This is a genomic window from Paracoccus sp. AK26 (genome assembly GCF_011801365.1).
Classification (GTDB): Bacteria; Pseudomonadota; Alphaproteobacteria; order Rhodobacterales; family Rhodobacteraceae; genus Paracoccus; species Paracoccus aerius.
Genome location: NZ_CP041041.1, coordinates 1293481 through 1316050, shown reverse-complemented (window position 1 = coordinate 1316050; position 22570 = coordinate 1293481). Strand labels below are relative to the sequence as shown.

The following is a 22570-nucleotide window of genomic DNA, read 5'->3' as shown; positions in this document are numbered from 1 at the left end:
CAGAAAGACCCGATTCTGTGTGGAGCGTGATCATGTCCAGCAAGGCCCTGGCCGAGTTCATCGGCATCTTCATCCTTGTGTTCTTCGGCGTCGGTTCGGCGGTCCTGATGGGGGCCGAGATCGGCTTTCACGGCATCGCCATGGCCTTCGGCCTGTCCATCGTCGCGGCGGCCTATGGCCTTGGCGCCATATCGGGCGCGCAGCTTAACCCGGCGGTGTCGCTGGGCTTCCTGGCGTCGGGACGGATGGGCGCGGGCGATTTCGTCACCTATTGCATCGCGCAGATCCTGGGGGCGGTGGCGGCTGCGGCGGTCGTCTATCTGATCGCCTCGGGCAAGGCCGACTATTCCATCGCCCAGAACGGCCTGGGGCAGAACGGCTGGGGCGAGGGATACAACGGCGGCTACACCCTGATGTCAGCCATGCTGTTCGAATTCGTGGCGACCTTCCTGTTCGTCACCGTGATCCTTGGCGCGACCCAGACAGACGCGCCGGCGGGCTTTGCGGGGCTGGCCATCGGACTGACGCTGGCGGGTATCCATCTGGTCGGGATCGACGTGACGGGCGTGTCGGTGAACCCCGCGCGGTCCATCGGCCCTGCGATCTTTGCGGGCGGTCAGGCGCTGTCGCAACTGTGGCTGTTCATCCTGGCGCCCCTGGCGGGCGGTGCCTTGGCAGGGGCGCTGCACGGCGCGGGCATCACCCGCTCGCCCCACGTCAAGCCGCGCGGCTGAGGCACCGCCCCTTTTTCCGCGAGCTTCCTGACCCTAGATGAAAGGGACAGGAGGCCCCGATGATCCATTTCGACAACAGCTATGCCCGAATGCCGCAGGGCTTCTTTGCCCGCGTGTTGCCCACGCCCGTGGCGGAACCCAGCCTCATGGCCCTGAACGAAGGGCTGGCACGGCGGCTGGGGCTTGATGCGGCATGGCTGGCGAGCCCCGAGGGCGTGGCAATGCTTGCCGGCAACGCCGTGCCGGCGGGGGCCGAGCCGATCGCGCAGGCCTATGCGGGTCATCAGTTCGGCGGCTTCGTGCCCCAGTTGGGCGACGGCCGCGCGGTGCTGCTGGGCGAGGTCGTGGCCCCCGACGGCGTGCGCTTCGACATCCAGCTGAAGGGCAGCGGGCCGACGCCCTTTTCCCGGCGCGGCGATGGACGGGCCTGGGTCGGCCCGGTGCTGCGCGAATACATCGTCAGCGAATTCATGCACGCGATGGGCGTTCCCACCACCCGCGCCCTTGCAGCCGTCGCGACCGGCGAGACGGTGTGGCGCGAACAGGGCCTGCCCGGTGCGGTCCTGACACGGGTGGCTTCCAGCCATATCCGCGTCGGCACCTTTGAATATTTCGCCGTCCGGGGTCAGGAAGACGCCCTTGCCGCCCTGACGGATCATGTCGTGGCGCGTCATTATCCGGCCGCGAACGGGCCGCTGTCGCTGCTGGACCACGTGATCGCCCGGCAGGCCGAGACAATCGCCCATTGGATGGCGCTTGGGTTCATCCACGGGGTGATGAACACCGACAACATGTCGGTGTCGGGCGAAACCATCGACTATGGTCCCTGCGCCTTCATGGACGTGTATCACCCGGACACCGTCTTTTCCTCGATCGACCGGGGCGGGCGCTATGCCTGGTCGCAGCAGCCGCAGATCGCGGTGTGGAACCTTGCCCAGCTTGCCACCTGCCTCGTGCCCCTGATGGGCGAGCGCGAGGCGGCGATCGAGGCCGCGACGAAGTCGGTCCATTCCTTTGCGCCCCTATATCAGGCGGCCTGGACACGGCGCTTTGGCGAAAAGCTGGGCTTGACGGAAGCCTCGGACGCGCAGCCCCTGGCCGAACGCCTGCTGACGCTGATGGCACAGCAGCGGGCGGATTTCACGCGCGTCTTCGCGGGCCTGGCCGACGGCAGCGCGCGCGACGAGTTCCTGGACCGCGACGCCTTCGACGCCTGGCACGCCGACTGGCAGGCCCGGAACCCGGACGCGGACCTGATGCGCCACGCGAACCCCCTGCGCATCCCGCGCAACCACCGGGTCGAGGAAGCCATCGCCGCCGCCGTGGCGGGCGACATGGCTCCGTTCCGGACGCTGTTCGACGCTGTGACGCATCCACGCGAGGCCCGGCCGGAATGGGTCCGCCTAGCGGACGCGCCGCTGGACGAACAGGTCGTGCGCCAGACCTTCTGCGGCACCTGATCAAAACGCAGGCACCGCCGGGCCTTGCGCAGATGGTCCCTTGCGGCCCGAAGGGCGCCGGCTATCCTGCGCCGTGAACTCAAGGGCGATATGTCATTGCTGAGACTGGCAAGTTACAACCTGCACAAGTGCCGTGGGCTGACCGGCCCGCACGCACCGGAACGCAACCTTGCCGTCATCGCCGCGCTGAAGCCCGACATCATCGCCTTGCAAGAGGTCGATTTCCGCCACGGCGCCCGCCCCGAGGCCCTGCCCCGCCGCATGATCCGCGACGCCACCGGCCTGGTTCCGGCCAACATGACCACGACGGGTGAAAACTCGCTCGGCTGGCACGGCCAGACGATCCTGATGCGCCCCGAACTGGCCGAACAGGCGGTCCTGCGCCGCCTGCCCCTGCCGGGGATCGAGCCGCGCGGTGCGGTGGTGCTGCGCCTGCCCCGGCTGACCGTGATCGGCGTACATCTGGGCCTTGCCCGGTCGTCGCGACGGGCGCAACTGGCGCGGATCACGGCGCAGGCGGCGCGGATCGCGGACGACAACATCGTCCTGATGGGCGACTTCAACGAATGGCATGACAGCCGCGGCCTGGAATCATTGGCGGGGTTTCGCATCGTGGCGCCGGGGCCGTCCTATCCCGCGCCCCTGCCCCAGTTCCGGCTGGACCGCATCGCCATGTCGCACCACCTGACGCTGCTGCGGCACGGGGTCTTTACCGGTGCGCAGGCCCGCGACGCCTCGGACCACCTGCCCATCTGGGCCGAGATCGAGCAGCCCTGAAATTGCCGCTTTCGGCCTGCCCCTGCGGCAGCTATGAAGGCGCCGACATCAGGCAACGGAGGGGCACCCATGACCGCCATCATCGACATCTACGCGCGAGAGATCCTGGACAGCCGCGGCAACCCGACCGTCGAGGTCGACGTGACGCTGGAAGACGGCACGATGGGCCGGGCGGCGGTGCCCTCGGGCGCATCCACGGGCGCGCATGAGGCGGTCGAGAAGCGCGATGGCGACAAGGCGCGCTACATGGGCAAGGGCGTGCTGGAGGCCGTGGCCTCCGTCAACGGCGAGATCGCCGAGAACCTGATCGGCGAGGACGCGACTGAACAGCGCGCCATCGACGCGATGATGTGCGAACTGGACGGCACGCCCAACAAGGGTCGCCTGGGCGCGAACGCCATCCTGGGCGTGTCGCTGGCGGTGGCCAAGGCCGCGGCGGATGCGACGAACCAGCCGCTGTATCGCTATGTGGGCGGCACCGCCGCGCGGATCCTTCCGGTGCCGATGATGAACATCATCAATGGCGGCGAACATGCCGACAACCCCATCGACATCCAGGAATTCATGATCATGCCGGTCAGCGCGGAAAACATCCGCGACGCCGTGCGCATGGGGTCCGAGGTGTTCCACACGCTGAAGAAGGAACTGTCGACGGCGGGCCTGTCGACCGGGATCGGCGACGAGGGCGGCTTTGCGCCGAACCTGTCCTCGGCCCGCGACGCGCTGGACTTCATCCTGCGCGCGGTCGAAAAAGCCGGCTACAAGCCCGGCGACGACATCATGCTGGCGCTGGACTGCGCCTCGACCGAATACTTCAAGAACGGCAAGTACGAGATGAAGGGCGAGGGCAAGTCACTGACCTCGGCCGAGAATGTTGACTATCTGGCCGCGCTCTGCGCTGATTATCCGATCCTGTCGATCGAGGACGGCTGCGCCGAGGACGATTGGGATGGCTGGAAGCTGCTGACCGACCGGCTGGGTGGTTCCGTGCAGTTGGTTGGCGACGACCTGTTCGTGACCAACCCCACCCGCCTGGCCGAAGGGATCGAGCGCGGCTGCGGCAATTCTCTGCTGGTCAAGGTGAACCAGATCGGCACGCTGTCGGAAACGCTGGACGCCGTGCGCCTGGCCGACCGCAACGGCTATACCAGCGTCATGTCCCACCGGTCGGGCGAGACCGAGGACGCGACCATTGCCGATCTGGCGGTCGCTACCAACTGCGGCCAGATCAAGACCGGCAGCCTTGCCCGGTCCGACCGGCTGGCAAAATACAACCAGCTGATCCGCATCGAGGAGATGCTGGGCGCCACCGCCGAATATGCCGGCCGCAGCATCCTGCGCTGATCCCTGCCGCCAACCGTGCCAAGGCCGCCCCGCGTCACGCAGGGCGGCCTTATTTTTTGCCTGTCAGGGTCGCAGACTACTCGACAGACGGCAGACAAGCACTAAACTGCACCCCATTCGGGCCGGGAACCCGTGGGAGGCCATCCCGACAGCCCTATCGGAGGAGAGTTCATGAAAGATTCCAAGACGCTGCACCGCAGGTCGTTCCTGACAACGGCTTCGGTCGGCGGTGTCGCCGCCGCAGCCGGCGCCACGCTGGCAGCGCCCGCCATCGCCCAGGAAGCACCCACCATCAACTGGCGCGTGGCGTCGTCCTTCCCGAAATCGCTGGACACCATCTATGGCGGCGGGGAAGAGATCTCGGTCCGCCTGAAGGAAGCGACCGACGGCAAGTTCAACCTGCAGGTCTTCGCAGCGGGCGAGATCGTGCCGGGGCTGGACGCCATCAACGCTGCCGGCGACGGCACCGTGGAATGCGCCCATTCGGTGGGCTACTACAATTGGGGCAAGGATCCGGCCTTTGCCTGCGGCGCCGACCTGCCCTTCACCTTCAGCGCACGCGCCAAGGCTGCCTATAACTACCACGGCGGCGGCATCGACCAGTACAACCAGTTCCTGGAAACGGTCGGCCTTGTGGCCTTCCCCGCGGGCAATACCGGCGTCCAGATGGGCGGCTGGTATCGCAAGGAGGTGAACACGATCGCCGACATGCAGGGCCTGAAGATGCGCATCTCTGGCCTGGCCGGGCGCGTGGTCGAGAAGCTGGGCGTCGTCCCGCAGCAGATCGCGGGCGGCGACATCTATCCGTCGCTCGAAAAGGGCACCATCGACGCGGCCGAATGGGTCGGCCCCTATGACGACAACAAGCTGGGCTTCCAGAAGGTCGCGCCCTACTACTATTACCCGGGCTTCTGGGAAGGCGGGCCGACGGTCAGCTTCTTCATCAACAAGGGCAAGTACGACGAGCTGCCCGAGCATTACAAGGCGCTGCTGCGGACCTGCTGCCAGGCCTCCGACCAGAACATGCTGGCCAAGTACGACTATCGCAACCCGACCGCGTTGAAGGAACTGGCCGCGTCGGGCGCGCAACTGCGGTCCTTCAGCGAAGAGATCATGAACGCCGCCTTCACCGCCGCGAACGAGGTCTATGCCGAACTGTCCGCCCAGAACGAGCACTTCAAGCGGCAGTACGAGGCGCAGCTGCAATTCCGCGACGACTGGTACCTGTACAACCAGACCGCGGAATACACCTTCGACACCTTCATGATGATCCAGCAGCGCAACGGCAAGCTGGCCCCCACCCAGGGCTGAGATCGTTCTGACGGAACAGAACCGCCGCGGATGATCCGCGGCGGTTTTTTCATTGGCGCATTTCGGCGGCTGTGAAGAAATGAAAAAGGCCGGGTCAAACCCGGCCTTTCGTCGTCAGTTGCTGCCGCCAAGACCCGGCGGCGGGCCGCCCAGGCCCAGCCCACCCTGTGCGGGTGCAGGCTGAGCCGGGGCCGCGCCCTCGGCAGGGGCCGGCGCCGGTGCCGGTGCGCCAAGGCCCGGAGGAGGCGCGCCGAGACCCGGGGGCGTGCCGCCCAGGCCACCCGACGGGGCCGTCGTGCCGCCGTCGACCGGGGCTTGCTGGCCGAAGGGCGCGCCCAAGCCACCCAGCGACCCGAAGCCGCCGCCGGTGCCGCCGCCCATCCCGCCCGCCGGGATTTCCAGCCGGACGTTCGAGGTATCCACCGGCGCGCCCTTGTAATGCATGACCATTCCCGGGAAGGCGATCACCACGCCGATCATCACCAACTGGATGCAGACAAAGGGCACCGCACCCCAGTAGATCTGCCCGGTCCTGACGGGCGCCATGCGCTTCTTCGTGACCTTGTCGATGTATTCGCCCTTGGGCGCCACCGACCGCAGGTAGAACAGCGCAAAGCCGAAGGGCGGGTGCATGAAGGCGGTCTGCATGTTCACGCCCAGGATCACGCCGAACCAGATCAGGTCGATGCCCAATGCCTCGGCCGCGGGGGCCAGAAGGGGCACGATGATAAAGGCCAGTTCGAAGAAGTCCAGGAAGAAGGCCAGCAGGAACACCATGATCGACACGACGATCAGGAAGCCGTATTCGCCCCCCGGCAACGAGGTCAGCAGGTGTTCGACCCACAGATGCCCGTTCACGCCATAGAAGGTCAGCGAGAAGACCCGCGCCCCGATCAGGATGAACATCACGAAGGCCGACAGCCGCGTCGTGGCGTAAAGCGCCTGGCGGATCACGTCCATCGACAGACGCTTCTTGATGCCCGCCATGAACAGCGCGCCGACCGCACCCATCGCGCCCCCCTCGGTCGGGGTGGCGATGCCCAGGAAGATCGTGCCCAGCACCAGGAAGATCAGCGCCAGGGGCGGGATCAGCACGATGATGACCTGCTGGGCCAGCCGCGACATCATGTTGATGCCCGTGGCCTTGTCGATCAGCGCCACGACATAGATCACCGACACCGCGATCACGAGGCCCCAGATCGGCGCGTCGGCCGCGTGGTCGGGCCCCAGCCAGCGGGTCGTCAGCCAGAAGATGACGCCCGCCCCCGCAAGGGCCACGACCAGCGACGTGACGCCCGAACCCAGGGTCCGCGCCTCTTTCGGCAGGGCCGGCAGGTATTGCGGGCGGATCATCGACACCACGAAGATGTAGAGCATGTAGAAGCCCGTCAGCACCAGGCCGGGGATCATCGCGCCCTTGTACATGTCGCCCACTGACCGGCCCAACTGATCGGCCAGCACGATCAGCACCAGCGACGGCGGAATGATCTGCGCCAGCGTCCCCGAGGCCGCGATCACGCCCGATGCGACGCGCCGGTCATAGCCATAGCGCAGCATGATCGGCAGCGAGATCAGGCCCATCGCGATCACGGAAGCCGCGACCACGCCGGTGGTCGCCGCCAGAAGCGCGCCCACGATGATGACCGCATAGGCAAGGCCGCCCCGGATCGGGCCGAACAACTGGCCGATCGTGTCCAGCAGATCCTCGGCCATGCCGGATTTTTCCAGCACGATCCCCATGAAGGTGAAGAAGGGGATGGCCAGCAATGTCTCGTTGGCGACGACCCCCCGAAGAAGCGGTCGGGCAGCGCGCCCAGAAGCGGCCAGGAAAGGTTGATCGACCCGCCCGACAGCGGCGCGAGTTCGACCCCGATGATGAAGAACAAAAGCCCGTTGGCGGCCAGGGCGAAGGCGACGGGATAGCCGATCAGCAGAAAGACGATCAGCGAAACGAACATGATCGGCGCCATGTTCTGCGCGATGAGTTCCATCATTTGCGGGCATCCTCACGCGTCTTGTCGACGGGAATGTCGGTCAGCGGGTGGTCGGGATCGGCAAAGCCCGCCTGTTTCAGCAGATCCTCGTCCAGATCCAGGGGCGCATGATGACCCAACGGTGCGTTGTAGTCAGGAATCAGCCCACGCATCACCGCGATCTTCTTGATGATCTCGGAAATGCCCTGCAGCAGCAGCAGCAGGAAGCCCGTGAACAGCAGCGCCTTGGCCGGCCACAGCATCAGGCCGCCCGCGTTCATCGACATCTCTCCGGTGCGATAGGACCGGGCCAGCCAGGGCCAGGTCAGCCACAGCGTCAGCAGGACCATCGGCATCAGGAAGAAGATGTGGCCCAGAAGCTCGATCCAGTGCTGGACCCGGCGCGACAGGGCGCCGAACAGGATGTCGATCCGGATATGCTCGTTTTCCAGCAGCGTATAGGCCGCGGCCAGCAGAAAGGCCGCGCCGTAAAGATACCACTGCAGTTCAAGCCATGCGTTCGAGGACATGCTGAACGCCTTGCGGATCACGGCGTTGATCGCGCTGACGAAGATCGCCAGCAGGATCAGCCAGGACACGTTCCTGCCGATCACGGTGTTGACGCGGTCGATGCCGCGCGAAAGGGCCAAAAGGCCGTTCATGAAGAAAACTCCCCCAAGGGTCGGCCTTTTTGGCCTTTTGACCGTTTGTTCGTTCCTGTGGCGGTATGCGCGATGCGGAAAAACCGGTCAAGAATTTCGGCGGCCGACGTGACATATCTGCACAAGTCGTCTTGCCGTGCGGGCTGCTTCCATGCGTCAGGCCACGCTTTGGGTGCTTCATATTCCACTTGCGATTGATTGTGACGCCACGTCGCGATCATCGACGGCGGCGAATCAAAGGTCAGGATTTATGACCGTTTTTCAGGCGGAAACATCTTGCCGCCTTCCCTTGGGCCGCTGTTCCCTTCACGCAGATGCAACCATTCCGGGCGTCATCCGCCTTTACCCGCGAAGAGGTTTGGATAGTCTGAATGCCTTGCGCGCAAGCCAAAGCCTTCATCGACAAGGGGAGACGCCGATGTCAAAGCTGTTCACGACCACCGCCCTTCTGGCCGCCCTGGCCCTGCCCGCCCAAGCCGTCCAGCCCGCCGAGGGCGAGACGCTGGCCGACAGCCAGACCTATACCTATTGGCTGCTGGATGCGATCAAGTCGCTGGATCCTGCGAAGAACACCGATGTCGAAGGTTCGGACGTGCTGCGCCAGTTGTTCGAAGGCCTGATGAACGAAGACGCGGCGGGCGCGATGATCCCGGGCGTTGCGGAAAGACACCAGGAAAGCGAAGACGGGCTGACCCACACCTTCACGCTGCGCGACGCCAAGTGGTCGAACGGCGACCCGGTCACGGCGCAGGACTTCGTCTTTGCATGGCAACGGGTGGTGAACCCGGAGACGGCGTCCGAATACGCCTGGTTCCTGGAACTGATGAACATCCAGAACGCCACGCAGATCATCGCGGGCGAGATGGCGCCCGACCAGCTTGGCGTCCGTGCGGTGGACGACAAGACGCTGGAGGTCACGTTGACCACCCGCACCCCCTATTTCCTGAAGACGCTGTCCCACGCCACCACGTTCCCGGTTCCGCAAAAGGTCGTCGAACAGCATGGAGACGCTTGGACGCAGCCCGGCAACCTGGTCGGCAACGGTGCCTTCATGCTGGAAAGCCACAACCTGGGCGTCGACATCACGATGGTGAAGAACCCGAACTATTGGGACGCCGAGAATGTGGTGATGGAAACCGTGCGCGGCGTCACCGTGAATGACAACAACATCGGCCTGACCCGTTACCTGGCGGGAGAACTGGACCGCGTGCAGATCCCGGCGGGCCAATATCCGCGCCTGTCGCAGGAATACCCGGACCAGGCGATCTCGATCCCGTATTCCTGTTCCTACGCCTATGTCTTCAACGTGTCCGACAAGGGCCCCGAGGCGCTGAAGGACGTGCGCGTGCGCCAGGCGCTGTCGCTGGGTCTGAACCGCGACATCATCGTGAACCAGGTGCTGCAGGGCGGCCAGAAGCCGGCCTATAGCTGGACCCACTGGGCCATCGAGGGCTTCCAGGCCCCTGATGCCGAGATCGCCACCATGACTCAGGAGGAACGGACCGAGAAGGCCCGCGCCCTGCTGACCGAGGCAGGCTATGGTCCCGACAATCCCCTGTCGCTTTCGCTGCAATACAACACCGACGAGAACCACAAGAAGCTGGCCATCGCCGCGCAGCAGTTCTGGAAGCCCTTGGGCGTGAACATCACGCTGAACAATGTCGAATGGAAGGTGCATACCGACCGGATGCAGAACCAGGATTTCGACATGGCCCGCTATGCCTGGTGCGCCGACTATAACGAGGCGACGACCTTCCTGGATTGGTTCCGCACCGACGGCTACAACTCGGGCAAGTGGTCGAATGCGGAATACGACAAGCTGATGGCGGAGTCGAAAACGGCCGAGGATACCGCGCCGCTCTACAAGCGGGCCGAGGAGATCCTGGCCGAGGAAGTGCCCGCGGCCTTCGTCTATCACTATTCCAAGGTCGACATGATCAACCCTGCGATCAAGGGCCTTCCGACCCAGAATGTGACGAACGCCTGGTATGCCAAGGACCTGTATCGGGTGGCCGAGTAAGGTTCGCCACCGATGTTCGCCTTCATCCTGCGACGGCTGGCAATAGCGGTTCCCACGCTGCTGCTGCTGATCGTGCTGTCCTTCGTGCTGATGCATCTGGCGCCCGGCGGGCCGTTCACCCAGGAACGTGCCCTGCCGCCGCAGGTGCTGGCGAACCTCAATGCGAAATACGGGCTGGACGACCCGCTGTGGCGCCAGATCTGGAACTATGTTTACGGCATCCTGGTCCATTTCGACTTCGGCCCCAGCTTCGTCTATCCAGACCGCACCGTGAACCAGTTGATCGCGGACGGCTTCCCGGTGACGCTGACCTATGGCACGCTGTCCTTCCTTGCGGCGGTCCTTGTCGGCGTCACGCTGGGCACGCTGGCCGCGATCCGGCAGAACGGGTGGCTGGACTATCTGGCGGTCGGCATCTCGATCGGCGCGCAGGTGCTGCCGAACTTCGTGATGGCACCGCTGCTGGTGCTGGTCCTGACCCTGTGGCTGGGCTGGCTGCCCGGCGGCGGGTGGAGCTTTTCGGATCCCTCGTTCTGGATCATGCCGGTGATCGCGCTGTCCACCAGCTACATGGCCTCCATCGCGCGGATCACACGGTCCTCTATGCTGGAAGTGCTAGGGTCGAACCACATCCGCACGGCGCGCGCCAAGGGAATGCCCGAACGCCGCGTCATCCTGCGCCACGCGCTGCGCCCGGCGATGCTGCCGGTCGTCAGCTACCTGGGGCCGGTCTTCGTGTCGATGATCACCGGATCGGTCGTGATCGACATCTATTTCTCCACCGGCGGGATCGGCAAGGCCTTCGTGGATTCGGCGCTGAACCGCGATTACGCGGTGATGATGGGCGTCACCATCCTGGTTGGCGCGCTGACCATCCTGTTCAACCTGGTCGTCGATATCCTTTACGCCTGGATCGACCCGAAGATCCGGTATTAACCCCATGGTGATCGAACACGACAAGATGCGCTCGCTTGCCGCGCGGATGGCCCAGCCCGAGGTTCGGGGACGGTCCCCCTGGGCCGACGCCCGCCGCCGCTTCCTGCGCAACAAGGCGGCGATGGCGGGCCTTGTGATCCTGCTGCTGGTCGCGCTGTTCGCGATCTTCGGGGGCCAGATCGCCATCTGGTCGAACGAGGAACTGGACTTCAGCGTCATGGGCCAGGTCGCGACGATGGGCCAGCCTTCGCTGGAAAACGGGCATTACTTCGGCACCGACGACCTGGGCCGCGACCTGTTCGCGCGCACCGTCCAGGGAACCCAGATCAGCCTGCTGGTCGGCATCGTGGGCGCGGGCATCGCGGTGATCGTCGGCACGCTTTACGGCGCGGTGGCGGGTTATGTCGGCGGGCGCACCGACCAGATCATGATGCGGACGGTCGATATCCTGATGTCGATCCCCTATATGTTCGTGCTGATCCTGCTGTTGGTGATGTTCGGACGGTCGATGACCATGCTGTTTTTGGGCATCGGCCTGATTTCCTGGCTGGACATGGCGCGCATCGTGCGCGGCCAGACCCTGTCCCTGAAGAACCGCGAGTTCATCGAGGCCGCCCGCGCCACCGGCGTGTCCACTTGGCGGATCATCATCCGCCACATCGTGCCGAACCTGCTGGGCGTGGTCGCGGTCTATGCCACGCTGCTGGTGCCGCTGATGATCCTGACCGAAAGCTTCATCAGCTTCCTGGGCCTTGGCGTGCAGGAACCGCTGACCTCGTGGGGGGCGCTGATTTCCGAGGGCGCGGGCACCATGAGCTATGGCACGCTGTGGCAACTGGCCTTCCCGCTGTTCTTCTTCGTCATCACCCTGTTCGGCTTCTTCTTCGTGGGCGACGGGCTGCGCGACGCGCTTGACCCCAAGGAACGGTGACATGGCACTTCTGGACATCCGCGACCTGTCGGTCCGCTTCCACACCCACGACGCCGAGGTTCACGCCGTCAGCGATGTCAGCCTGACCCTCCAGCCGGGCGAGACGCTGGGCATCGTCGGCGAATCCGGGTCGGGCAAGTCGCAGCTTGCCTTCGCGGTCATGGGCCTTCTGGCGCGCAACGGCCAGGCTTCGGGCAGCGTTCGGCTGGACGGGCAGGAAATCCTGAACGCCCCGCCCAAGGTCATCAACCGGGTCCGGGCCGAGAAGGTCGCGATGATCTTTCAGGATCCGATGACCTCGCTGAATCCCTACATGCGCGTCTCGGACCAGATGGCCGAGGTGCTGGTCCTGCACAAGGGCCTGTCCAAGCACGCGGCCGTGGCCGAATCCGTGCGAATGCTGGATGCGGTGCGCATCCCCGACGCCAAGGGTCGGGTGCGGCTTTATCCGCATGAATTCAGCGGCGGGATGCGGCAGCGGGTGATGATCGCGATGGCGCTGCTGTGCCGGCCCAAGCTGCTGATCGCGGACGAACCCACCACCGCCCTGGACGTGACGGTGCAGGCGCAGATCATGACGCTGCTGTCGGACCTGCAACGCGACTTCGGCATGGCGATGATGCTGATCACCCACGACCTGGGCGTCGTCGCCGGATCCTGTTCGCGCGTCGCGGTGATGTATGGCGGGCGCATCCGAGAGCTGGGGCCGGTGGGTCCGCTCTTCGGCGATCCCGCCCATCCTTATACCCAGGGGCTGCTGTCGGCGATCCCGCGGATCGACACGGACGAGGGCGAACTGGCCGTCATTCCGGGCCAGCCGCCCGACATGTCCCGCCCGCCGCAGGGCTGCGCCTTCGGGCCGCGCTGCGCTTATCGCCGCGGCGACTGCGACCACCGCCCGCCGCTGGCCTCCTTCGCCCCCGACCGCTGGCGGGCCTGCTTCGCCCCCTTGGCGGAACTGCGCGCCGGAACGGAGACACGCCCATGACGAAGCCGCTTCTCGACGTGCGCGATCTTCGCGTCAGCTTTTCCGTCCGGCAGGCTGGCGCGATGCCTTGGTCCCGCCCCCGCAACCTTCAGGCCGTCGGCGGCGTCAGCTTCACCCTGCAACCGGGCGAGACGCTGGGCGTGGTTGGCGAATCCGGCTGCGGGAAATCCACGCTGGCCCGCGCGTTGATCGGCCTGGTCCCCGCAACGGGGCGCGCTGAATGGCAGGACGGCGCCGACCTGATCGGTCTGTCGGCGCGGCAGATGATGGCCTATCGCAGCCAGATCCAGATGATCTTCCAGGATCCGCTTGCCAGCCTGGATCCGCGTATGACCGTGGGCCAGATCATCGCGGAACCGCTGGTCACCCACCAGCCCGCTCTGCCCCGGTCCCAGGTTCGCGACCGCGTCAAGGCGATGATGGACCGGGTGGGCCTGCTGCCCAGCCAGATCAACCGCTATCCCCACGAATTCAGCGGCGGGCAATGCCAAAGGATCGGCATCGCCCGCGCGCTGATCGTGGAACCCCGGCTGATCATCTGCGACGAACCCGTCAGCGCGCTCGACGTCTCGATCCAGGCGCAGGTCATCAACCTGCTGATGCGACTGCAGGCCGATCTGGGCCTGTCGCTGATCTTCATCGCCCATGACCTGTCGGTGGTCCGCCACATCAGCGACCGTGTGATGGTCCTCTACCTGGGCAAGGTGATGGAGATCGCGCCCGCGCGAGACCTTTATGCCGATCCGCAGCACCCCTATACGCAGGCGCTGCTGTCAGCCGTCCCGGTGCCGGATCCCGCGCATGATCCCGCCGCGACCGTGGTGCCGCTGAAAGGCGACCTGCCCTCGCCCATGAATCCACCCTCGGGCTGCGTCTTCCGCACCCGCTGCCCGCGTGCGGCACCCCACTGCGCGGCCGAGGTGCCGGTCCTTGCCGGAGATCGCCACCAGACCGCCTGCCATTTCCCCGGCCCCTTCACGCCACAGGAAATCGCCCGCGCCCGCGCCACCGAAGCGGCCTGACCCGCCGCTTCTTTTTCATCCAAGTGTCCCCGCCGGAGGCATGGCGAGCTTGCCTGCCAAGTCAGCCGACGACGATGTGCCCCGGCCCCTCGAAGGCGCGACCGATCACGGCGGCCTCGGCAAAGTCGTGGTCGGCAAAGATCGCCAGGGCGGCCTCGGCCTCAGCCTCGGCGCAGGCCACCAGCAGGCCGCCGCTGGTCTGCGGATCGGTCAGCAGGGCACGATGGGTATCGGCAAAGCCCTGGGGCAGCACGACATCCGCGCCATAGCTGGCCCAGTTCCGCCCGGAAGCGCCGGTGACGTAGCCGGCGACAGCCAGATTGCCCACCCCCGGCAGCAGCGGCACGGCTGCCCAGTCCAGCCGCAACGCGCAACCCGATCCCCGCGCCATCTCAAGCGCGTGGCCTGCCAAGCCAAAGCCCGTCACGTCGGTCATCGCATGGACTCCTGGCAGCCGCGCCAGTTCCGGGCCAGGGGTGTTCAGCTTCGTCGTGGCCCCGACCATCGCACGATATCCATCATCCGACAGCGCGCCCTTCTTCAGCGCCGCGGACATCACGCCGACGCCCAGCGGCTTGCCCAGGATCAGCACGTCGCCCGGCCGCGCGCCGCTGTTGCGCTTTACATGGGCCGGATCGACCAGCCCAAGCGCCACCAGGCCATAGATCGCCTCGACTGAGTCGATGGTATGGCCGCCGCCGATGGGGATGCCCGCCTCGCGGCAGGCCATCGCCCCGCCTTCCAGGATGCGGGCGATGGTTTCCCCCGACAGGGTGTTGATCGGCATTCCCACCAGCGACAGCGCCATGATCGGCGTGCCGCCCATTGCATAAACGTCGCTGATCGCATTTGTCGCGGCGATGCGCCCGAAATCCAGCGGATCATCGACGATGGGCATGAAGAAATCCGTCGTCGCCACAAGCGCCTGCCGGTCGTTCAACAGGTAAACCGCCGCGTCGTCCGACGTCTCGATCCCGACCAGCAGCGCCTCGGGCACCGGCAGCATCGCCGTGCCGCGCAGCAGCCCCGTCAGCACGCCGGGCGCGATCTTGCAGCCGCAGCCGCCCCCGTGGGACAGGGATGTCAGGCGGGGTTCGGTCTTTTGCTGGTCGTCCATCGGGGTCTCCTTCGGTTGGTGCCACGCTATCACCCCAAAATCGCATCTTCAACGAAGGGCGGTTTGCGCTTAGGACGGTCGGCGCAAGGAGAAGCCCATGCTCAAGACCCGCATCATCCCCTGCCTGGACGTGGCCGACGGCCGCGTCGTGAAGGGCGTCAACTTCGTGGACCTGATCGACGCCGGCGACCCCGTCGAGGCCGCCCGCGCCTATGACGCCGCAGGCGCGGACGAGATCTGTTTCCTGGACATCCATGCCACGCATGAAAACCGGGGCACGATGTTCGACCTGGTGACGCGGACGGCGGAACAATGCTTCGTGCCCCTGACCGTGGGCGGCGGTGTCAGGACGCATGAGGATGTGCGCGCGCTGCTGCTTGCGGGGGCCGACAAGGTCAGCTTCAACTCGGCCGCCGTGGCCGATCCCGACGTGGTGGCCCATGCCGCCGACCGCTTCGGCAGCCAGTGCATCGTCGTGGCCATCGACGCCAAGACCGTCGCGGATGGCCGCTGGGAAATCTTCACCCATGGCGGGCGCAAGCCCACCGGCATCGACGCCGTCGCGTTCGCCCGCACGGTCGAGGCGAAGGGCGCCGGGGAAATCCTGCTGACCAGCATGGACCGCGACGGGACGCGCGCGGGCTTCAACATCCCCCTGACCCGCGCCATCGCGGATGCGGTGAACATCCCGGTCATCGCCTCGGGCGGGGTCGGCACGCTGGACCACCTTGTCGAGGGGGTGACCGAAGGCCATGCAAGCGCCGTCCTTGCTGCCTCGATCTTCCATTTCGGCACCTTCACCGTGGCCGAGGCCAAGGCCCACATGGCCGCCGCCGGCATCCCGATGAGGCTCGCATGAGCGCGCTTCACGACCTTGCCGCCACCATCGCCGCCCGCAAGGCTGCCGATCCCGACAGCAGCTGGACGGCGAAACTGCTGGCGAAGGGCCCCGAGAAATGCGCCGAGAAGTTCGGCGAGGAAGCGGTCGAAGCGATCATCGAGGCGGTCAAGGGCGACCGGGACCGCCTGACCAGCGAGGCGGCGGACGTCATCTTTCACCTGCTGGTGATGCTGGCTGCGCGGGACGTGACGCTGGCCGATGTCGAGACGGAACTGGAACGGCGGGCCGGGACCTCGGGACTGGTGGAAAAGGCGTCGCGTCCGTAATCGCTGGGCCTTGTGTCGCTTGCCCTTTTCCTTGGGGTGCCTTGGGGTCTATAAGCGGGCAAATTGTTGCGGCAGGGCCGCAACCGAATAAACATGGCAGAGGACCGCATGAGCAACGATTCCCAAAACGGCAAGCATCACGAAGGCGACGTGGCTTTCATCCAGTCGCTTGCGGAACTGTTGAATGCCAGCGACCTGTCGGAACTGTCGGTCAAGCGGGAATATGGCGAACATGACCGGCTGACGGTCAGCCTGTCCAAGCAGGGCAAGCAGATCGCCTATGCCGCAGCCCCCGTCGCCGCGGCCCCTGCACCCGCTGCAGCGCCCTCCGCACCGGCCGCGCAATTGCCTGTCGTCAGCGAAGACCCGGCCAGCCTGCCGGGCGTCGTTACCTCGCCCATGGTGGGCACCGCCTACCTGTCCGCCGAACCAGGAGCCACGCCTTTCGTCCAGATCGGGCAAGCGGTTGCCGAAGGCGACACGCTGCTGATCGTCGAGGCGATGAAGACCATGAACCACATCCCCTCGCCCCGCGCAGGAACCGTCAAGCGCATCCTGATCGACGACGGCACCCCGGTCGAATTCGGCGCCCCCCTGATGGTCGTCGAGTGAGGCGGGGATGTTTGACAAGATCCTGATCGCCAACCGGGGCGAAATTGCCCTGCGCGTGATTCGCGCCTGCCGCGAGATGGGCATCGCCTCGGTCGCGGTTCATTCCACCGCCGACGCCGATGCGATGCACGTCCGCATGGCCGACGAATCGGTCTGCATCGGCCCGGCGCCGTCATCGGCCAGCTACCTTTCCATGCCCGCCATCATTTCCGCCTGCGAGATCACGGGGGCGCAGGCGATCCATCCGGGCTATGGCTTCCTGTCCGAAAACGCGGCCTTTGTGCAAATGGTCGAAGACCACGGCATCACCTTCATCGGGCCGCGCGCGGAACATATCCGCATCATGGGCGACAAGATCACCGCCAAGGACACGATGAAGAACCTGGGCGTGCCCTGCGTTCCGGGCAGCGACGGTGGCGTCGATGACGTGGACCAGGCCAAGCGCGTGGCGGCGCATATCGGCTATCCAGTCATCATCAAGGCCACGGCGGGCGGCGGCGGACGCGGCATGAAGGTGGCCCAGGACGAAGCAGGCCTGGAGGTCGCGTTCCGCACCGCGCGGGCCGAGGCCAAGGCGGCCTTCGGCAATCCCGACGTCTATATCGAGAAATACCTCCAGAAGCCGCGCCACATCGAGATCCAGGTCTTCGGCGACGGCAAGGGCCGTGCTGTCCATCTGGGCGAACGCGACTGTTCCCTGCAACGTCGCCACCAGAAGGTGCTGGAGGAAGCCCCCGGCCCCGCCATCAGCACCGAGGAACGCGCCCGCATCGGCAAGGTCTGCGCCGATGCCGTGGCCCGTATCGGCTATGCAGGCGCCGGCACGATCGAGTTCCTGTATGAGGACGGCGAGTTCTACTTCATCGAGATGAACACCCGCCTGCAGGTCGAACATCCCGTGACCGAGGCGATCTTCGGCGTGGATCTGGTCCGCCAGCAGATCCTGGTCGCCGCCGGTCAGGAGATGGAGTTCCGGCAAGAGGATCTCTCGATCCGCGGCCATTCGATCGAGGTCCGGATCAACGCCGAAAAGGTGCCGGGCTTTTCGCCCTGCCCCGGCCGGATCACCCAGTATCACGCGCCGGGCGGCTTGGGCGTTCGGATCGACAGCGCGCTTTACGACGGCTATTCCATTCCTCCCTATTACGACAGCCTGATCGGCAAGCTGATCGTGCATGGCCGCGACCGGTCCGAAGCCCTGGCGCGGCTTGAGCGTGCCTTGGGCGAATTGATCGTGGACGGGATCGATACCACGGTTCCGCTGTTCACGGCCCTGCTGCAGGAACCCGATATCCGGTCGGGCAACTATTCGATCCACTGGCTGGAACGCTGGCTGGATCAGAAGTTCGGCTGAGGCCGGATCGTGCTGACGCCCGCGCAACTGCTGAAAGGCTATGCGCAGGGCGTCTTTCCCATGGCCGAAAGCGCCTATGACACGCGGCTGCACTGGTTTGATCCGCCGTTGCGGGGGATCCTGCCTGTTGGCGGCGTCCATGCCTCGCGGTCGCTGTTGCGCGATCTGCGAAGGGGTGGATGGACAGCGCATCTGGACGGCGACTTCGAGGCCGTGGTGGCTGCCTGCGCGGACCGGGACACGACCTGGATCAATGAGCCGCTGGCCCGTCTTTATTCCCAGTTGCACCGGGCGGGCCGCGCCCATGCGCTTGAGATCCGCCATGATGGCAGGTTTGCGGGCGGCATATTCGGGGTAACGATCGGGGCGGCCTTCTTCGGGGAGTCCATGGCCTCGGCCCGGACGAACGGGTCCAAGATGGCGCTTCTGTGGATGTCCAGCCAACTTGCGCGCTGCGGCTTTACCCTGTTCGACACGCAGTTCCTGACGCCGCATCTGGAACGCATGGGCGGGCGGGAAATACCGCGCGCGCAATATCGCGCCCTGCTGGCCGAGGCCCTGCCCCGGCAGGCCGACCTGCTGTCAGCTCCGTTGCCGGGTGCGGATCAGCTTTGGCAGGAAATCACCCAGACGTCATAACGCCGGTCGTCAAGCGCCGACAGCGCGGGGGACGACGCGATCATCCAGCCGCTGAACAGGGTCACGTTCTGCGCCGTATCCGTGATCGTCAGCTGGGCATAGGCGTCCGAGCTGGGATCGCCGGCCGGATAGCGGCATTCGCCCAGACGGACCTGCAGCCTGCCATAGTTTACCGCCTGCCCCACCTCGACCGGAAGATCCGTGGTGCGGCCCGAAATCTTGTCCAATCCGCGCAGCAGGGCGCCGTCGGCTCGTGCAACCTCTTGCGCTGCGGCAGGCGCGGCCAAGGCCAGCATGACCAGCAGGGACCGGATCACGAGTTTTCCTCGTCCTGCGACTGGCTGTCCACGAACTTCATCATCAACTGCAGCAGGCTGACAGCACCCTGCACATCCTCGATCTCGTCGCCGGGGGAAAGATTGTCGGGGCTGCCGCCCGGCTGGATGAGGATATAGGCCCCGCCCAGCAGGCCATCCGACTGGATCAGGGCGGCACTGTCGGAAGGAAGCGCGATATTGGCAGGAAGCGTCAGCCGCGCATCGGCCATGTAGGTGTCGGGATTAAGCGCCACGTCCGAGACGCGGCCCACCGGAACCCCGGCCAGCCGGACCTCGGTCCCGACCGAAACCCCATCGACGTCGGGAAAGGATGCGCGGACCTCGTAACCCGCTTCGCGCGAAAAGTCCGTGCCGAACCCCCAGGCCAGAAATCCCGCGGCAACGACCAGAACCGCGGTTCCGGCCAGAAGCTCTGCCCGGTGCTCTGCCCCTGCCGACATCTATTCGGGCTGCCAGGCGTCGTAATCACTGCGCGCGGGTTGTTCCGCACGGTAAAGCGATCCTTCCGGGTAATAGGCGCCCACAGTTCCGGTCGGGTTCTCTCGATGCGGCTTTTCCCAGGACTTGCGGGCCAGCGGGGCCTTGGTCGGCGGTTCGTCCCAGGTGTGGTGCAGCCAGCCATGCCATTCCGGACTGACCCGGCTTGCCTGGGATTCGCCGCTAAAGATCACCCAGCGGCGCGATCCGTCCTTGTTCTGGTAGAAGACGTTGCCCTCGGCATCCTCGCCAACCTTTATCCCGTTCCGCCAGGTCCAGAACTGGGTGTTGACGGTCTGGCTGTTCCACCAGGTCAGGGCGCGGAGCAAGAAAGACATGGGGCTGGAACCTCTTATTCGTGGCTGCCGCAGATATGGCCCAAACTGCGTCCAAGATCCAGCCTGCCCGACTGGCAAGCCGCAGATAAACTTGCCCGCCGCGCTTAGTGGAGAGGTCAGGTAAACCCTTCAACCGCGGCACCAACCGGCAAGAAGGGCGCAGGGAACATGGGCAGACACCCCCTGCGCGCCCAGTTGTTTCAGCTTGCCGAGGCGGCTTCCTTCTTGGGGTCGGCGTGGATCAGCAAGGGCTTCGCGACGGCGTTGTCCACCGCTTCCTCGTTCACCACGACCTCTTCGACGCTGTCCATCCCCGGCAGTTCAAACATGGTATCCAGCAGGATGTCCTCCATGATCGACCGCAGCCCCCGTGCGCCGGTCTTGCGCTTGATGGCGCGCTTGGCGATGGCCTGCAGGGCGTCATCGGTGAAGGTCAGTTGCACGCCTTCCAGATCGAACAGGCGCTGATACTGCTTGACCAAGGCGTTCTTCGGCTTGGTCAGGATGATGATCAGCGCTTCCTCGTCCAGGTCGGTCAGGGTCGCGATCACGGGCAGGCGGCCCACGAATTCCGGGATCAGGCCGAACTTCAGCAGATCCTCCGGCTCCAGTTCCTTGAACAGCTCGCCCACGCCGCGATCGTCGTTTTCCTTGACGCTGGCGCCGAAGCCCATCGCAGTGCCCTTGTTGCGCTGCGCGATGATCCGGTCAAGGCCCGCAAAGGCACCGCCGCAGATGAACAGGATGTTGGTCGTGTCCACCTGCAGAAATTCCTGCTGCGGATGCTTGCGGCCGCCCTGCGGGGGAACGCTTGCGACCGTGCCCTCCATGATCTTCAGAAGCGCCTGCTGCACCCCCTCGCCCGAGACGTCGCGCGTGATCGAGGGGTTGTCGGACTTGCGGGTGATCTTGTCCACCTCGTCGATATAGACGATGCCGCGCTGCGCACGCTCGACATTGTATTCCGACGCCTGGAGGAGCTTGAGGATGATGTTCTCGACATCCTCGCCCACATAGCCAGCCTCGGTCAGCGTGGTCGCGTCGGCCATGGTAAACGGAACGTCGAGGATTCTGGCCAGGGTCTGGGCCAGAAGCGTCTTTCCGCAGCCGGTCGGACCAATCAGCAGGATGTTCGACTTGGCAAGCTCGATCTCGCCCTTGCCGCCGTGGTTCAGCCGCTTGTAGTGGTTGTGGACGGCCACGGACAGCACGCGCTTGGCATGTTCCTGGCCGATCACGTAATCATCGAGAACCGCGCAGATCTCCTTGGGCGTCGGCACGCCGTCGCCCGACTTCAACCCCGAGGATTTCGTTTCCTCGCGGATGATGTCCATGCACAGTTCGACGCATTCATCGCAGATGAAGACCGTTGGTCCTGCGATCAGCTTGCGCACCTCATGCTGGCTCTTGCCGCAAAAGCTGCAATAGAGCGTGTTCTTGCTGTCACTGCCGGACTGGTTTGCCATCGTCCAAGATCCTTGATTGCCGCAGGTCTGCCAACCGCGGGCGGCCCGGCGCCGGGGGCCGCAACTGAATTGTCCAGCGGCGAAAGGATCGCCGCAGGCCTGTGTTCCTTATGTTAAGGATGACGCAGGCGCGTCACAATCCCCAACAAGTCTATTTCTTCTCGGGTTCCGCCTTGCCGCGCGGGGCAACCACTTCGTCGATCAGACCCCAGTCCCTTGCCTCTTCGGGCGACATGAAGCGGTCACGCTCCAACGCCTGCTCGACTTCCTCAAGGCTGCGGCCGGTATGGGCCACGTAAATCTCGTTCAGGCGGCGCTTCAGCTTCTCGGTCTCGCGTGCGTGGATCAGGATGTCGGTGGCCTGTCCCTGGAACCCGCCAGAGGGCTGGTGGACCATCACACGGCTGTTGGGCAGCGAATAGCGCAGCCCCGGTTCGCCCGCCGCCAGCAGCAGCGAGCCCATCGAGGCGGCCTGCCCGACCACCAGCGTCGAGACGCGCGGGCGGATGTATTGCATCGTGTCATAGATCGACAGGCCCGAGGTCACGACGCCGCCGGGGCTGTTGATGTACATGCTGATATCCTTGTTGGGATTTTCAGCTTCCAGAAACAGCAATTGCGCGCAGATCAGGGTGGACATGCCGTCATGCACGGGACCCGAGACGAAGATGATCCGTTCCTTGAGCAGGCGCGAGAAGATGTCATAGGCCCGTTCCCCGCGAGAGGTCTGTTCGACCACCATGGGGACAAGGGTGTTCATGTAGAATTCTGCCGGATCGGTCATCGTCTGTCCTTGCCTTGTGTCCCTGTTCCCGCGATTCGCCAGGGCGCTGATCCCACCGATAGCCGCGAAAGGTTGACAGAGTCTTAGTAACGGGCAAGGTCCGCTGCAAGGCATGGAACG

22 protein-coding genes and 1 pseudogene are annotated in these 22570 nt (G+C 65.3%); 15 read left to right on the top strand and 8 right to left on the bottom strand.

What is annotated here, in order from left to right; genetic code table 11:
* Positions 1 to 32: 32 nt before the first annotated feature.
* From FIU66_RS06490 to FIU66_RS06470, 5 genes are all read left to right on the top strand, one after another.
* Complete coding sequence (locus FIU66_RS06490) at positions 33 to 734, top strand: aquaporin (RefSeq protein WP_167621945.1); 702 nt, start codon at positions 33 to 35, stop codon at positions 732 to 734.
* A 59-nt stretch (positions 735 to 793) separates the two neighbouring features.
* Positions 794 to 2194, top strand: coding sequence for a YdiU family protein (locus FIU66_RS06485; RefSeq protein ID WP_167621944.1), 1401 nt, complete (start codon positions 794 to 796; stop codon positions 2192 to 2194).
* A gap of 90 nt (positions 2195 to 2284) precedes the next feature.
* Positions 2285 to 2971 carry an endonuclease/exonuclease/phosphatase family protein gene (locus tag FIU66_RS06480; RefSeq protein ID WP_167621943.1) on the top strand — a complete coding sequence of 229 codons (687 nt, stop codon included), beginning with the start codon at positions 2285 to 2287 and terminating at the stop codon, positions 2969 to 2971.
* 69 nt (positions 2972 to 3040) lie between these two features.
* The gene (gene eno, locus FIU66_RS06475; RefSeq protein ID WP_167621942.1) at positions 3041 to 4315 is read left to right on the top strand and encodes a phosphopyruvate hydratase; all 1275 of its coding nucleotides are present in this window, start codon (positions 3041 to 3043) and stop codon (positions 4313 to 4315) included.
* Between the two features lie 189 nt (positions 4316 to 4504).
* Positions 4505 to 5626: a TRAP transporter substrate-binding protein gene (locus FIU66_RS06470; RefSeq protein ID WP_167623411.1), complete on the top strand. Its 1122-nt coding sequence runs from the start codon at positions 4505 to 4507 to the stop codon at positions 5624 to 5626.
* 114 nt (positions 5627 to 5740) lie between these two features.
* On the opposite strand, the pseudogene FIU66_RS06465 reads toward FIU66_RS06470, so the two are convergent.
* A pseudogene (locus tag FIU66_RS06465) lies at positions 5741 to 7620 on the bottom strand (TRAP transporter large permease subunit).
* Positions 7617 to 8261 carry a TRAP transporter small permease subunit gene (locus FIU66_RS06460; protein ID WP_167621941.1) on the bottom strand — a complete coding sequence of 215 codons (645 nt, stop codon included), beginning with the start codon at positions 8259 to 8261 and terminating at the stop codon, positions 7617 to 7619. The pseudogene FIU66_RS06465 and the gene FIU66_RS06460 overlap by 4 nt, the downstream one beginning before the upstream one ends.
* Before the next feature lie 418 nt (positions 8262 to 8679).
* On the opposite strand from FIU66_RS06460, the gene FIU66_RS06455 reads away from it, so the two are divergent.
* Genes FIU66_RS06455 through FIU66_RS06435 form a run of 5 tightly spaced genes read left to right on the top strand, consistent with a single transcriptional unit; the run spans position 8680 to position 14158 of the window.
* The gene (locus FIU66_RS06455; RefSeq protein ID WP_167621940.1) at positions 8680 to 10281 is read left to right on the top strand and encodes a peptide ABC transporter substrate-binding protein; all 1602 of its coding nucleotides are present in this window, start codon (positions 8680 to 8682) and stop codon (positions 10279 to 10281) included.
* Positions 10282 to 10293: 12 nt separating this feature from the next.
* Positions 10294 to 11217 (top strand): oligopeptide ABC transporter permease OppB, encoded by a 924-nt coding sequence (gene oppB / locus FIU66_RS06450; protein ID WP_167621939.1) that lies wholly within the window; start codon positions 10294 to 10296, stop codon positions 11215 to 11217.
* Positions 11218 to 11221: 4 nt separating this feature from the next.
* On the top strand, positions 11222 to 12148 hold the full coding sequence (locus FIU66_RS06445) for an ABC transporter permease subunit (RefSeq protein WP_167621938.1): 927 nt from the start codon (positions 11222 to 11224) through the stop codon (positions 12146 to 12148).
* A gap of 1 nt (position 12149) precedes the next feature.
* Positions 12150 to 13136, top strand: coding sequence for an oligopeptide/dipeptide ABC transporter ATP-binding protein (locus FIU66_RS06440; RefSeq protein ID WP_167621937.1), 987 nt, complete (start codon positions 12150 to 12152; stop codon positions 13134 to 13136).
* Positions 13133 to 14158, top strand: a complete 1026-nt coding sequence (locus FIU66_RS06435; protein ID WP_167621936.1) for an oligopeptide/dipeptide ABC transporter ATP-binding protein — start codon at positions 13133 to 13135, stop codon at positions 14156 to 14158. Before FIU66_RS06440 ends, FIU66_RS06435 begins: the two co-directional genes overlap by 4 nt.
* 61 nt (positions 14159 to 14219) lie before the next feature.
* Here the strand turns inward: FIU66_RS06435 and selD are convergent, their stop codons facing one another.
* Positions 14220 to 15275, bottom strand: a complete 1056-nt coding sequence (selD, locus tag FIU66_RS06430; RefSeq protein WP_167621935.1) for a selenide, water dikinase SelD — start codon at positions 15273 to 15275, stop codon at positions 14220 to 14222.
* 97 nt (positions 15276 to 15372) lie between these two features.
* Between selD and hisF the strand changes: the two genes are divergently transcribed.
* The 5 genes from hisF (at position 15373) to aat (ending at position 19047) form a co-directional block, all read left to right on the top strand.
* Positions 15373 to 16134 carry an imidazole glycerol phosphate synthase subunit HisF gene (gene hisF / locus FIU66_RS06425; protein ID WP_167621934.1) on the top strand — a complete coding sequence of 254 codons (762 nt, stop codon included), beginning with the start codon at positions 15373 to 15375 and terminating at the stop codon, positions 16132 to 16134.
* Entirely contained in the window at positions 16131 to 16442 is a 312-nt protein-coding gene (locus FIU66_RS06420) for a phosphoribosyl-ATP diphosphatase (protein WP_167621933.1), read from the top strand. The genes hisF and FIU66_RS06420 overlap by 4 nt, the downstream gene beginning before the upstream one ends.
* A 108-nt stretch (positions 16443 to 16550) precedes the next feature.
* A complete protein-coding gene (gene accB / locus FIU66_RS06415; protein ID WP_167621932.1) occupies positions 16551 to 17054 on the top strand; it encodes an acetyl-CoA carboxylase biotin carboxyl carrier protein in 504 nt (167 codons plus the stop codon).
* 7 nt (positions 17055 to 17061) lie between these two features.
* Positions 17062 to 18408, top strand: coding sequence for an acetyl-CoA carboxylase biotin carboxylase subunit (gene accC, locus FIU66_RS06410; RefSeq protein ID WP_167621931.1), 1347 nt, complete (start codon positions 17062 to 17064; stop codon positions 18406 to 18408).
* 9 nt (positions 18409 to 18417) lie between these two features.
* Positions 18418 to 19047, top strand: a complete 630-nt coding sequence (aat, locus tag FIU66_RS06405; protein ID WP_240544754.1) for a leucyl/phenylalanyl-tRNA--protein transferase — start codon at positions 18418 to 18420, stop codon at positions 19045 to 19047.
* Here aat and FIU66_RS06400 read toward each other — a convergent pair.
* The 5 genes from FIU66_RS06400 to FIU66_RS06380 all read right to left on the bottom strand — a co-directional run bounded on the left by FIU66_RS06400 (position 19014) and on the right by FIU66_RS06380 (position 22450).
* On the bottom strand, positions 19014 to 19364 hold the full coding sequence (locus FIU66_RS06400; RefSeq protein ID WP_370528949.1) for a DUF2155 domain-containing protein: 351 nt from the start codon (positions 19362 to 19364) through the stop codon (positions 19014 to 19016). The genes aat and FIU66_RS06400 overlap by 34 nt on opposite strands.
* Positions 19361 to 19825, bottom strand: coding sequence for an outer membrane lipid asymmetry maintenance protein MlaD (locus tag FIU66_RS06395; protein ID WP_167621930.1), 465 nt, complete (start codon positions 19823 to 19825; stop codon positions 19361 to 19363). The genes FIU66_RS06400 and FIU66_RS06395 overlap by 4 nt, the downstream gene beginning before the upstream one ends.
* Positions 19826 to 20200: an NADH:ubiquinone oxidoreductase subunit NDUFA12 gene (locus FIU66_RS06390; protein ID WP_167621929.1), complete on the bottom strand. Its 375-nt coding sequence runs from the start codon at positions 20198 to 20200 to the stop codon at positions 19826 to 19828.
* A gap of 200 nt (positions 20201 to 20400) precedes the next feature.
* Positions 20401 to 21666: an ATP-dependent Clp protease ATP-binding subunit ClpX gene (clpX, locus tag FIU66_RS06385; protein WP_167621928.1), complete on the bottom strand. Its 1266-nt coding sequence runs from the start codon at positions 21664 to 21666 to the stop codon at positions 20401 to 20403.
* Between the two features lie 151 nt (positions 21667 to 21817).
* On the bottom strand, positions 21818 to 22450 hold the full coding sequence (locus FIU66_RS06380) for an ATP-dependent Clp protease proteolytic subunit (protein WP_167621927.1): 633 nt from the start codon (positions 22448 to 22450) through the stop codon (positions 21818 to 21820).
* Positions 22451 to 22570 lie beyond the last annotated feature (120 nt).